Annotated in this window: 12 protein-coding genes; 4 read left to right on the top strand and 8 right to left on the bottom strand. The window is 75.8% G+C overall.

The genetic code is table 11. From position 1 onward, the window contains the following. Nucleotides 1-70: 70 nt before the first annotated feature. The 6 genes from nusB to soxR form a co-directional block, all read right to left on the bottom strand. Nucleotides 71-487 carry a transcription antitermination factor NusB gene (gene nusB / locus ACFWDO_RS20175; protein ID WP_380324839.1) on the bottom strand — a complete coding sequence of 139 codons (417 nt, stop codon included), beginning with the start codon at nt 485-487 and terminating at the stop codon, nt 71-73. Between the two features lie 15 nt (nt 488-502). Next, nucleotides 503-1,066 carry an elongation factor P gene (gene efp / locus ACFWDO_RS20170; RefSeq protein WP_380245649.1) on the bottom strand — a complete coding sequence of 188 codons (564 nt, stop codon included), beginning with the start codon at nt 1,064-1,066 and terminating at the stop codon, nt 503-505. Nucleotides 1,067-1,141: 75 nt separating this feature from the next. After that, nucleotides 1,142-1,519, bottom strand: coding sequence for a hypothetical protein (locus ACFWDO_RS20165; protein ID WP_380324836.1), 378 nt, complete (start codon nt 1,517-1,519; stop codon nt 1,142-1,144). Further along, on the bottom strand, nt 1,516-2,244 hold the full coding sequence (locus ACFWDO_RS20160; protein WP_380324833.1) for a hypothetical protein: 729 nt from the start codon (nt 2,242-2,244) through the stop codon (nt 1,516-1,518). The genes ACFWDO_RS20165 and ACFWDO_RS20160 overlap by 4 nt, the downstream gene beginning before the upstream one ends. An 84-nt stretch (nt 2,245-2,328) precedes the next feature. Next, the gene (locus ACFWDO_RS20155) at nt 2,329-2,775 is read right to left on the bottom strand and encodes a type II 3-dehydroquinate dehydratase (RefSeq protein WP_380324830.1); all 447 of its coding nucleotides are present in this window, start codon (nt 2,773-2,775) and stop codon (nt 2,329-2,331) included. Between the two features lie 50 nt (nt 2,776-2,825). Then, nucleotides 2,826-3,341, bottom strand: coding sequence for a redox-sensitive transcriptional activator SoxR (gene soxR / locus ACFWDO_RS20150; protein WP_380324827.1), 516 nt, complete (start codon nt 3,339-3,341; stop codon nt 2,826-2,828). A gap of 85 nt (nt 3,342-3,426) precedes the next feature. On the opposite strand from soxR, the gene ACFWDO_RS20145 reads away from it, so the two are divergent. The 3 genes from ACFWDO_RS20145 (at nt 3,427) to ACFWDO_RS20135 (ending at nt 7,353) form a co-directional block, all read left to right on the top strand. After that, the gene (locus ACFWDO_RS20145; protein WP_380324824.1) at nt 3,427-4,437 is read left to right on the top strand and encodes a zinc-binding dehydrogenase; all 1,011 of its coding nucleotides are present in this window, start codon (nt 3,427-3,429) and stop codon (nt 4,435-4,437) included. After that, on the top strand, nt 4,434-5,783 hold the full coding sequence (locus tag ACFWDO_RS20140; protein ID WP_380324821.1) for an MFS transporter: 1,350 nt from the start codon (nt 4,434-4,436) through the stop codon (nt 5,781-5,783). The genes ACFWDO_RS20145 and ACFWDO_RS20140 overlap by 4 nt, the downstream gene beginning before the upstream one ends. A gap of 163 nt (nt 5,784-5,946) precedes the next feature. Beyond that, complete coding sequence (locus ACFWDO_RS20135) at nt 5,947-7,353, top strand: FAD-binding oxidoreductase (protein WP_380324818.1); 1,407 nt, start codon at nt 5,947-5,949, stop codon at nt 7,351-7,353. Between the two features lie 10 nt (nt 7,354-7,363). Here the strand turns inward: ACFWDO_RS20135 and ACFWDO_RS20130 are convergent, their stop codons facing one another. Continuing rightward, entirely contained in the window at nt 7,364-7,720 is a 357-nt protein-coding gene (locus tag ACFWDO_RS20130; RefSeq protein WP_380324815.1) for an iron chaperone, read from the bottom strand. Nucleotides 7,721-7,868: 148 nt separating this feature from the next. Here ACFWDO_RS20130 and sigJ point away from each other — a divergent pair, with 148 nt between their 5' ends. Then, the gene (gene sigJ / locus ACFWDO_RS20125; RefSeq protein ID WP_380324812.1) at nt 7,869-8,924 is read left to right on the top strand and encodes an RNA polymerase sigma factor SigJ; all 1,056 of its coding nucleotides are present in this window, start codon (nt 7,869-7,871) and stop codon (nt 8,922-8,924) included. Here sigJ and ACFWDO_RS20120 read toward each other — a convergent pair. Beyond that, nucleotides 8,863-10,335, bottom strand: a complete 1,473-nt coding sequence (locus tag ACFWDO_RS20120) for an MFS transporter (protein ID WP_380324809.1) — start codon at nt 10,333-10,335, stop codon at nt 8,863-8,865. The two genes, sigJ and ACFWDO_RS20120, sit on opposite strands and share 62 nt — an antisense overlap. Between the last annotated feature and the right edge of the window lie 101 nt (nt 10,336-10,436).

The following is a 10,436-nucleotide window of genomic DNA, read 5'->3' as shown; positions in this document are numbered from 1 at the left end:
GTTGCTCCCGGTATCGCGGCGCTCGGGGCCGCATTCCGGGAGCAACCGCCTGTTCGGCGATGCAGGCCGCTCAGATGAGCAGCGTCGGCTTGATGTCGACGAGCCGGCCGAGGAGGCCGTTGACGAACGACGGCGAGTCGTCGGTCGAGAGCTGGCCGGCCAGGTCGACCGCCTCGTCCACCGCGACGGCGTCCGGGACGTCGTCGTTGTAGAGCAGCTCCCACGTGCCGATCCGCAGCAGCGCCCGGTCGACCGCGGGCATGCGCTCCACGGTCCACCCCTGGGAGTAGGTGGCCAGCAGCTCGTCGATGCGCTCGAGGTGGGCGACCACGCCCTCGACGAGGTCCACCGTGTACTGCGGCACCGCCGCCTCGGTGTGCGGCTCGATCACGCGGTCCGCGACGAGCACCTGCGGGTCCAGCCCGCGCTGCTCGGCCTCGAAGAGGATGTCGACGGCGCGCTTGCGCGCCTTGGTGCGTGCACCCATGTCAGCAGGCGCCCGTCAGTCGTTCACGCGGCCGAGGTACGACCCGTCACGCGTGTCGACCTTCACCTTGGTGCCCTGCTCGAGGAACAGCGGGACCTGGATCTCCGCGCCCGTCTCGAGGGTGGCCGGCTTGGTGCCGCCGGTGGAGCGGTCGCCCTGCAGGCCCGGCTCCGTGTAGGTGATCTCCAGGACCACGGACGACGGCAGCTCGACGTACAGCGGGGTGCCGTCGTTGGAGGCGACCATGATGTTCATGCCCTCGAGCATGTAGTTGCTCGCGTCGCCGACGGTGGCGGCCGGCACGGTGATCTGGTCGTACGTGTCGGTATCCATGAACACGTAGTCGGCGCCGTCCATGTACAGGTACTGGAAGTCGCGGCGGTCCACGTTCGCGGTCTCGATCTTGATGCCCGCGTTGAAGGTCTTGTCGACGACCTTGCCGGAGAGGACGTTCTTCATCTTCGTCCGGACGAACGCGCCACCCTTGCCCGGCTTGACGTGCTGGAACTCGATGATCGACCAGAGCTGACCGTCGATGCGGAGCACGGTGCCGTTCTTGATGTCGTTGGAGGTAGCCACGTTCTTGATCGTCCTCGGGGTCGGGGTACGGAGCAGATGTCGACGTTCGGTGGGCCGCAAAGGGCCCAGAGCATTCTACAGCGCCACGAGCACGGCGTGTCCGGCGATGCCGAGCGCCGCCGACCAGGCCAGAGAGGCGAGCGTGCCGACGACGAACCTCTCGCTGGCCACCGGGTGCTCCCGCAGCTCGGAGAACCGGCCGAGGCCCTTCACCGCGACGACCACCGCGACTCCCTCCGGGTAGCCGGCGAGCAGCGAGCCGGTGACGGCCAGGCGCTCCAGGAGACCGATCCACGTGCCGCCCCGCAGCACGGCGACCGCCTCCGCGGCCGCCTGCGGCTCGCCCTCGGCGTGCCGCAGCACCCACGGCACCAGCCACGCGCCGCCACCCACGCTCGCCCCGAGCGCGACGACCCACACCGCGACGCCCGTGGCCACCATCGCGAAGCTCACCGTCCGCGCACCTCCTCCGTGTCCAGCGCCGTGTCCTGCGCCGGGCCCTCGTCCGGCCCGCCGTCCTCGCCCCCGCCGTCGGCCGGGTCCGCCCCCGCCGCGCGCAGGAGGCGCGCCGCCAGCGGCCGGGCCGCCTCGTCCTCGGCCCACAGCGCCGCCCGCAGCCGCTGGCTCACCGCCTGCTCGCTCACGCCCAGCGCCGCGGCGGACGCGCGCTGCGGCGCGGGGCCCCGCTGCGCGAGGAGCGTATCGACCGCCTCCCACCCGGCGGCGGAGCGGCGCGCGACGACCGCTCCCAGGAGGTGAAGCAGCGCCTGCGCGTCCCGGGCGATGGTGGCGTGCGGCTCCGCGTCGTCGCCCACGACCGCGAGGGGCACGCTCCCCCGGCCGCGCCGCTTCGCGCGCTCGACCGCCTCCCGCGCGCGGACGAACGCCGGCCCTGACGCGGCGCGCGACGCGGCGGGCAGCGGCCGGCCGACGGCGCCCAGCCCGACGCCCACGGACCAGCCGCCGTCGCGGACGAGGTCGAGGACGACGTCGACGGCCAGCGCGGACCCGTCGTCGTCGGCCTCGAGGAGTCCCTGGATCTCGTCGCCCACGGTGCGGTCGAAGGGCAGGACGACGCCGGGCCGCCTGGCGACCCGGGAGGCCACGAGCTCCAGCACCTCGGGCACGCGGTCACCCGCCCCGGTGCTGCCCCGCTGGTCCGCCGTCACCACGATCATGGATCAAGGCTAAGACGTTGATTCCGCCCGCACAAGAGTGGAATCTTGTTCCCGCCCAAGTTCAGACCCTTGAGCCCAAGCGCTTCAGCCTTGAAGCTTGTGCGTCAGGGCCGACAACGCGAGCCGGTAGGAGTCGAACCCGAAGCCCGCGACCGTGCCCGTCGCGATCCCCGCGACCACGGAGTAGTGGCGGAACGACTCGCGCGACGCGGGGTTCGACAGGTGCACCTCGACCAGCAGCAGGCCCGACGACGTCACCTGCGCCGCGGCGTCGCGCAGCGCGTAGCTGTAGTGGGTGAACGCCGCCGGGTTGAGCACGACGTGCGCGCGCACGTCGACGGCCTCGTGCAGCCAACCCACGAGCTCGGACTCGTCGTCCGTCTGCCGCACGTCGACGGTCACCCCGAGCTCACTCCCCCACACCTCCGCCTCGCGCTCGAGGTCGGCCATGGACGCGTGGCCGTAGATCTCCGGCTCGCGCACGCCGAGCCGACCGAGGTTGGGACCGTTGAGGACGAGGACGTGTGTCATGGCCCGAGGGTACGGCGGCGCCCGGACCCGCGTCCCGGTCGTCCGTCGGGTCAGCGCCGCGCGCGCGGCACGTCCGTGCCCGGGTCGTCCGCGACGCCGCCGGTGAGCAGCCGCCGCGGTCCCGGCCCGTCGTCGCCGAGGGCGTCGTGCGGGTTGGCCAGCACGCACCGGCTGAGGGACAGGCAGCCGCACCCGATGCAGTCGGTGAGGTCGTCGCGCAGGTGCTCGAGCTGCGCGATGCGGGCGTCGAGATCGCTGCGCCACGCCGTCGACAGCCGTGCCCAGTCGCGGACGTTCGGGGCGCGGTCGGCGGGCAGCGTGTCGAGCGCCGCACCGATGCGCGCCAGGGGGATGCCGACGCGCTGCGACACCCGGATGAAGGCGACGCGGCGCAGCACGTCGCGGCGGTAGCGCCGCTGGTTGCCCGCCGTCCGACGGCTCGCGATGAGGCCGCGCCGCTCGTAGAAGTGCAGCGCGGACACCGCCACCCCGCTCCGGGCGGACAGCTCCCCGACGGTCAGCTCCACGTGGTCCCACGGGACCTTCTCGGCGACCTGCTCCGGCACCCTCGCACCTCCGTCGCTCTCCCCTACCGCACTCCTTGCCGCGCCCTGTTGACCTCAACCATAGTTCAGGTCCGAGCATGGGCGCATGGACGCCATCCGCCACCACACCTACGGCCCGCCCGAGACGCTCGTCCTGGAGCAGGTCCCCGACCCGGTCCCCGGGCAAGGCCAGGTCCTCGTCGCCGCCCGGGCCCACGGCGTGCACCTCCTGGACGCCACCCTGCGCCGCGGCGAGGCCGCCGGTCCGCTCCCCCTGCCCCGCCTGCCCGCGATCCCGGGGCGGGAGGTGGCGGGCACCGTCGTCGCCGTCGGCCCGGGCGTCGACGACTCCTGGCTCGAGGCCCGCGTGGCGGCACACCTCGGCGCCACTCCCGACGGCGGCGGGTACGCACGCCTCGCCGTCGCACCCGAGGCCGCCTTGCACCGCCTGCCCGACCGGCTCGGCGTCGCCGAGGCGATCGCCATGATCGGCACGGGGCGGATGGCGCTCATGACGCTCGAGGTCGCGGGGATCGGGGCCGAGGACGTCGTGGTCGTCACCGGCGCGGCCGGAGGGCTCGGCTCGCTGTTCGTGCAGTCCGCGGTGGCGGCCGGGGCCCGCGTCGTCGCCCTGGCCGGCGGCGCCCGCAAGGTCCGCGCCGTGCGCGGCCTCGTGCCCGACGGCGGCCGGCACGTCGCCGTCCTCGACGTCCTCGACCCCGCCTGGCCCGACCACGCGCGCGCCGCCCTCGCCCGGTTCGGGGTCCCCGCCGCGACCGTCGTCCTCGACGGCGTCGGTGGCGACACCGCCCGCGACGCGTCCGCCCTCCTGTCGTCCGGCGGGCGGCTCGTGGTGCTCGGCTGGGCCTCGGGGCGGCCCAACCCGGTGGCCGCGAGCGCCGTCACCCCCACCGGCGACAGGGTCGAGGTGCGCCCCGTCGTCGGGCCGGGGGCCCCGGCGTTCGGCGACCTGCGGGCCTACCAGCAGCGCGCGCTCGAGCGGGCGGCGTCGGGCGAGTGGCGCGTGCTGACCCACCGGGTGGCGTTCGCGGAGGCCGCGCGGGCGCACCGCGAGCTGGCGGAGCGCCGCACCGTGGGCAAGGTCGTGCTCGGGTGAGCGCCGCGCACCTGGGGCCGCGCGCGCAGCGGACGGTCCTGGCCGGGATGGTGGCGTACGTGGCGCTCGGGGCGTTCGAGGCGCTCGCCGTGGCCACCGCGATGCCCACGGTGGCCGCCGAGCTCGACGGGCTGCGGCTGTACACCCTCGCCTTCGCGGCGGGCTCGGCCGCGGGCGTCGTGGGGATGCTCGTCGCGGGCCGCTGGACGGACCGGCGGGGACCGACGCCGCCGCTGCTTGCCGGCATCTCCCTGTTCCTCGCCGGGCTGCTCGTCGCAGGACTGGCGCCGAGCATGCCGGTGCTCCTGGTCGGCCGCGCCCTGCAGGGCGTGGGCAGCGGCATCGAGGGGGTCGCGATCTTCGTGCTGGTGGCGCGCGTCTTCCCCGAGGAGCGCCGGGCGAAGGTCTTCGCGTGGTTCGCCGCCGCGTGGGTGGTGCCGGGGGTGGTGGGGCCGCTGCTCGCCGGGGCTGTCACGCAGTACCTCGGGTGGCGGTGGGTGTTCCTCGCCGTGCCCGTGCTGGCCGTGCCGGCCCTGCTGGCGCTGCGGCCCGCCCTCGCGGCCGGGCGCCGGTCCGGGCCGGCCACGCCGTCCTCCCCGCCTGCCGGGCCGCCCGCCGCCGAGAGCGGGGAGGCGGCGGCGTGGCGGGACGTCGTGGGGCAGGTGCTGCGTGGCGACCGCGGCCTGGGCTCGGTCGTGCTCGTGCGGGCGCTCGTCGCCGCCGCGTTCGTGGGTGCCCAGGTGCTGCTGCCGCTGGCGCTCACGCGCGAGCGCGGTCTGGCCCCGGCGTTCGCCGGCGCGGTCCTCACGCTGCACGTCCTCGGGTGGTCGGCCGGGTCGTGGGCGCGCGGGCGCGGGCTGGGTGGGATGTCGCACGCGGGGTTCCTCCGCCTCGGCGGCGCGTCCCTCGCGCTGGGCACCGCGGGCGTCGCGCTCCTCGTCCTGCCGAGCGTGCCCCTGGTCGCCGCGGCGGCGCCCTGGGTGCTGAGCGGGCTCGGCATGGGCCTGATGTTCCCCACCCTCAACCTGCTCGTCCTCGAGCTCGCGCCCCCGGCCGCGCAGGGCGTGTCCATGTCGGTGCTCCAGGTGGCCGACGCGGCCGCGTCCGCCCTCGCGCTCACCGGCACGGGCGCCTTGCTGTGGGCCCTGCACGACCGGGTCGGCGCGGCGGCCTACGCCGTCTGTCTGGCGCTCGCGGCCGTGCTCGCGCTCGTGGCGACGGCGCTGGCCGGGCGCACGCGGCCCGCCCCGTCCCGTGCACCCGACAGTGCGCCGCGTCGTGCGCCGGAGGATGCCGTCACGAATTCCCTCGCCACCCCGTCAGGTCTGGGGGATGCTGCCCGATGAGGATCACGCGCGCGCACGGTCACCACCCTGCACGCCCGTCGCGCGACCGCCGGCACGACCCGTTGGCGGTCGCGGACAGCACGACCGTCGGCACCACCCCGCACGTCCGCAGCACCGGGCCGCCGCGGCGACCCGGACACCCACCGTCTGCCCGGGAGACCTGATGTCCACGCCCTCGATTCCCCCCACGTCCCCCGCCGGCCTGTCCGCCGACGATCTCCGCGCCGCCCTGGGCGGCGATGCAGTCGTGGTCGCGCCCCACGACGACGGGTACGCCGCCGCCCGGGCGATCGAGCCCGGCGGGGTGGAGCACCGTCCGGCCGCGATCGTGCGGCCCTCCGACACGGCTGCCGTCGCCGCCGCCGTGCGGTTCGCGCGCGACGCCGGCGCAGAGGTGTCGGTTCGCTCCGGCGGTCACTCCGTGTACGGCCTCGGCACGGGCGACGGCGCCCTCACCCTCGACCTGCGGGCCCTGGACGGCCTCGAGCTGGACGTCGAGGGCCGCACCGCGTGGGCGGGCGGCGGGATCACCGCCGGCGCTTACTCGGGCGCCGCGGGCGAGCACGGCCTCGCCACCCCGTTCGGCGACACCGGGACGGTGGGCGTCGGCGGGATCACCCTCGGCGGCGGCGTCGGGCTGCTGTCCCGCTCCCTCGGCATGACGATCGACAGCCTGCTGGGCGCCGAGGTCGTGACCGCCGACGGCGAGGTGGTCCGCACCGACGCCGAGCACGAGCCCGACCTCTTCTGGGCGCTGCGCGGCGGCGGCGGCAACTTCGGCGTCGTGACGCGGTTCCGGTTCGCGCTGCACGAGGTGTCGCAGGTGGTGGGCGGCGTCATGCTCCTGCCCGCCACGCCCGGGAGCGTCGCCGGGGTGCTCGCGGCCGCCGACGCCGCCCCGGCCGGGCTGACCGCGATCGTCATGGTGATGCCCGCGCCGCCGATGCCCATGATCCCCGCCGAGTGGCACGGGCGGCTGGTCGTGATGGCGAACGTCTGCTGGTCGGGGGCGCCCGAGGACGCCGACGCCGCGCTGGCCCCCCTGCGCGACGTCGCCGCGCGGGCCGGCGGCGCGCTGCTCGACGGCGTGCGGCCGGCGGCCTACCCCAGCTTGCTCGAGGGTGGGCCGGCGGGCGGCCCCGTCGTCGCGACCGGGCGCACGTTCTTCGCCGACGGCGTCGACGAGGCCGCGGCCGCGCACCTGCTCGGCGAGCTCCAGGACTCCGACGCCCTGATGCGCGCCGCGCAGCTGCGGGTGCTCGGCGGCGCCGTGTCCGACGTGCCCACCGACGCCACCGCGTTCGCACACCGCCAGGCGCGGCTGGTCGGCAACGTCGCCGCCGTCGCCCCCGACGCGGCCACCGCCGCCGGGTACACGCCGTGGGTCGACGCGCTCGCCGACCGTCTGCGCCAGGCGGACGGCGCCTACGTGAACTTCGCGCTCGACGGCGGCCTCGACACCGCGCGTGCCGCCTACCCGGGTGCCACGTGGGACCGGCTGCGGGACGTCAAGCGGCGCTACGACCCGCAGAACCTGTTCCGCGGCAACGTCAACGTGCCCCCGGCCTGAGCCAGGGGGCTCAGCGGGCCCGAGCGGCGTCGATCTCGTCCCGCCGGGCGAGCACGAGGCGGTCGACCACGTCGTCCGGAAGCGGCGCGTCCGGCTGGAAGGAGATCGAGCCCTTGGTGCTACGGAACCCGCGCAGGTCGCCCGCGAGCGCCGCGACCACGTCCGGGCTGAACGGGTACAGGCCGACGTGCGTGCGCGTGACCATGGCGCTGACGAGCGGGCTGCCGCGGTAGCGCAGCGCCGGCATGCCGTAGCTGCGGCCCTCCTCGACGTCGGGCACGAGCGCGCGGGCCCGCTCGTACACCCGGGCCACGGCCTCGCGCTCCGGGCCGGACAGCGTGGTCAGGTAGTCCTCGACGTCTCCCATGGGCCCATGCTGGGGCGCGCGGCGCGCCGCCGCACCCGGTCGCGGGCCGGGTCTCGGGCCCTGACTCCGGGGTGGCGTGTCACGTCGGGCGGCGCCGCGCCGTCGACCCTGCGGGGACGGAACGACCGTCCCGGGAAGGATGGGCGGCATGCCCCGCACGGACAGCTCCCCGCGACGACGCACCGGACGCCCCGCCACCGCCCCGGCGGACCTGGAGGACCTGCGGCGGGTCGCGTTCGGCGCCGCGTACCGGATGCTCGGCAGCGTGACGGAGGCCGAGGACGTGGCGCAGGAGGCCCTGCTGCGCGTCGCGCCCGCGGGCACCGTCGACGACGAGGTGCTCAACCCCGCCGCGTACACGACCACGGTGGCGACGCGGATCGCGCTGGACGTGCTGCGCTCGGCGCGGGTGCGGCGCGAGTCGTACGTGGGCGAGTGGGTGCCCGAGCCGCTCGTGGGCGACGTCGTGGCCGCCGGCTCGGCCGGGCGGGAGGCCGCCGCGCACGCGGAGCTCGCCGACGACCTGTCCACCGCATTCCTGGTGCTCCTGGAGACCCTCACCCCGGCCGAGCGGGCCGCCTTCCTGCTGCACGACGTCTTCGGCTACCCGCACCGCGAGTCCGCGCAGGTGATCGGCACCACCGAGCTCGCCGCGAGGCAGCTCGCGTCGCGGGCGCGGCGTCGCGTCGCGGCCCGGCAGGACGACGTCCCCGAGGGACGCGCCGGCCGGCCGGACCCGCACGCCGAGGAGCTGGTGCGGCGGTTCATCGCGGCGACCGAGCTGGGCGACGTGGACGCCCTCGTGGAGCTGCTCGCCGACGACGTGGCGCTTACCGGCGACGGCGGCGGCAAGGTGCCCACGGGGCTCGCCGTCTCGCGCCCGGTGTCGGGGAACGTCGCCGTGGCGCGGCTGCTGTCCGGCTTCGCCAGGCGGGGCGCGCCGGCGCGCCTGGAGATGGCCGTCGTCAACGGCGGCCCGGGGATGGTCGCCTACGCCGACGACACGGTGGGCGGCGGCGTCATCGGCGTCTACGCGCTCCAGGTCTCCGACGGCCGCATCACGACGATCCACGGCGTGATCAACCCCGAGAAGCTGCGCCACCTGGCGCCCCTGGCCGACCTGGACGCCGTGGCCGCCGAGATCAGGAGCGCGTCGGCGCGGCGGCGGGCGGCGCAGGCTCCCGACGGCCCACCGTCACCTTGAGCATGAGCACCAGCCCGACGAGGATCACCAGGACGATGCCGAGCGTGCCCCAGATGGTCGCGCCGGTGATCGCGATGAGGATCGTCCACATCGACGGGGCGAGGAACGACACGGCGCGCCCCGTCGTGGCGTAGAGCCCGAAGATCTCCGACTCCCGGCCGGCGGGGGCCACGCGGGCCAGCAGCGAGCGGGACGCGGCCTGCGCCGGCCCGACGAAGCAGGTCAGCGCCAGGCCGGCCACCCAGAACACCACGGCGCCGGCCGGGTGCAGGGCGACGACCAGGAGACCGCACACGACGAGCCCCGTGAGGGAGCCGATGATCACTGCGCGCGGCCCGAACCGGTCGTCGAGGCGCCCGGACGCGATGGTGCTGAGCCCGGCGAGCAGGTTGGCGGCGATGCCGAACGCGATCACGGCGTCGTCGCTGAAGCGGAACGAGACGGCGGCGATGATCGCGCCGAACGTGAACACGGCGGACAGCCCGTCGCGGTAGACGGCGCTGGCGAGCAGGAACCAGAAGGTCGGCCGCTCGTGGCGGTACAGGGCCTGCACGTCGCGCACCAGCACGACGTAGCCGGCGAAGAAGCCCACGCGGGGGCGGTCGTCCGCGGGCGGCGCCTCGGGCACGTAGCGGAACAGCGGCCAGGCGAAGGCCACCGCCCACACGGCGCAGCCGAGCGCGATGACCCGGTAGGCGAGGCCGTCGCCGGTGGGCATGCCCCACCAGTCGAACGTCTTCGCCACCACCACGAGGACGAGCGCCACGATGCCGCCCAGGTACCCGAGCCCCCACCCGAGGCCGGAGACCCGGCCCACGGTGGCGCGCGTGGAGACCTGCACGAGCATCGCGTTGTAGTTCACCCCGGCGATCTCGCTCGCGACGCTGCCGAGGGACACGAGCGCGGCGCCGAGCACGAACCACACCGGGTCGGCGCGGACGGCGAACAGCGCGGCCATGCTCAGCACCATCACCAGCGTCGCGCCGCCGACCCACGCCTTGCGCCGCCCCTCGACGTCCGCGCGCCTGCCCAGCACCGGGGCCAGCAGCGCGACGAGGATCCCGCCGATCGTGATCCACAGCCCGAGCCCGCTGCTGAGCCCCGCGAGCGCCCGCTCGCGCACCGGGTCGCCATCGGGCAGCGCTGCCACCTCCGGCCGCAGGAACGCGTCGCTCGTGAGGTACAGCGCCGTGAAGACGAACGTGACGATCACCGTGTTGAAGGGCTGGGTCGCCCAGTCCCACATCGCCCACGACACCACCTGCCGTCGCGGGACGGGCGCCGCGGCGACGGGCGGTATCGCGACGGGCGGCACGGTCTGCGCGTGCAGGTCGCCGTGCGGGGGCTCGTGCGGAGCACGGCCGGTGACGTCGCTGGTCCCGGGCTTCGGCGCGGCGGGCTGGTCGCTCATGAGGCGCAGTCTGCCGGACGCGGGCGCCCCGCGGGAGGGGGCGCCACCGGCCGTCGTGCCGAACAGGTGGTTGCGCACGTTCTGAGCGCTCAGAACGTGCG

This window comes from Isoptericola sp. NPDC060185, from assembly GCF_042728595.1.
GTDB lineage: Bacteria > Actinomycetota > Actinomycetes > Actinomycetales > Cellulomonadaceae > Isoptericola.
The sequence above is the reverse complement of the archived record's forward strand: the minus strand, read 5'-3'. Positions and strand labels throughout refer to the sequence as shown.

What these genes read in the sequence shown, in the direction of transcription:
- nusB (WP_380324839.1), bottom strand. Translation starts at nt 487, where the DNA reads ATGGGTGCACGCACCAAGGCGCGCAAGCGCGCCGTCGACATCCTCTTC.
- ACFWDO_RS20160 (WP_380324833.1), bottom strand. Translation starts at nt 2,244, where the DNA reads ATGATCGTGGTGACGGCGGACCAGCGGGGCAGCACCGGGGCGGGTGAC.
- ACFWDO_RS20155 (WP_380324830.1), bottom strand. Translation starts at nt 2,775, where the DNA reads ATGACACACGTCCTCGTCCTCAACGGTCCCAACCTCGGTCGGCTCGGC.
- ACFWDO_RS20145 (WP_380324824.1), top strand. Translation starts at nt 3,427, where the DNA reads ATGGACGCCATCCGCCACCACACCTACGGCCCGCCCGAGACGCTCGTC.
- ACFWDO_RS20135 (WP_380324818.1), top strand. Translation starts at nt 5,947, where the DNA reads ATGTCCACGCCCTCGATTCCCCCCACGTCCCCCGCCGGCCTGTCCGCC.
- ACFWDO_RS20130 (WP_380324815.1), bottom strand. Translation starts at nt 7,720, where the DNA reads ATGGGAGACGTCGAGGACTACCTGACCACGCTGTCCGGCCCGGAGCGC.
- sigJ (WP_380324812.1), top strand. Translation starts at nt 7,869, where the DNA reads ATGCCCCGCACGGACAGCTCCCCGCGACGACGCACCGGACGCCCCGCC.
- ACFWDO_RS20120 (WP_380324809.1), bottom strand. Translation starts at nt 10,335, where the DNA reads ATGAGCGACCAGCCCGCCGCGCCGAAGCCCGGGACCAGCGACGTCACC.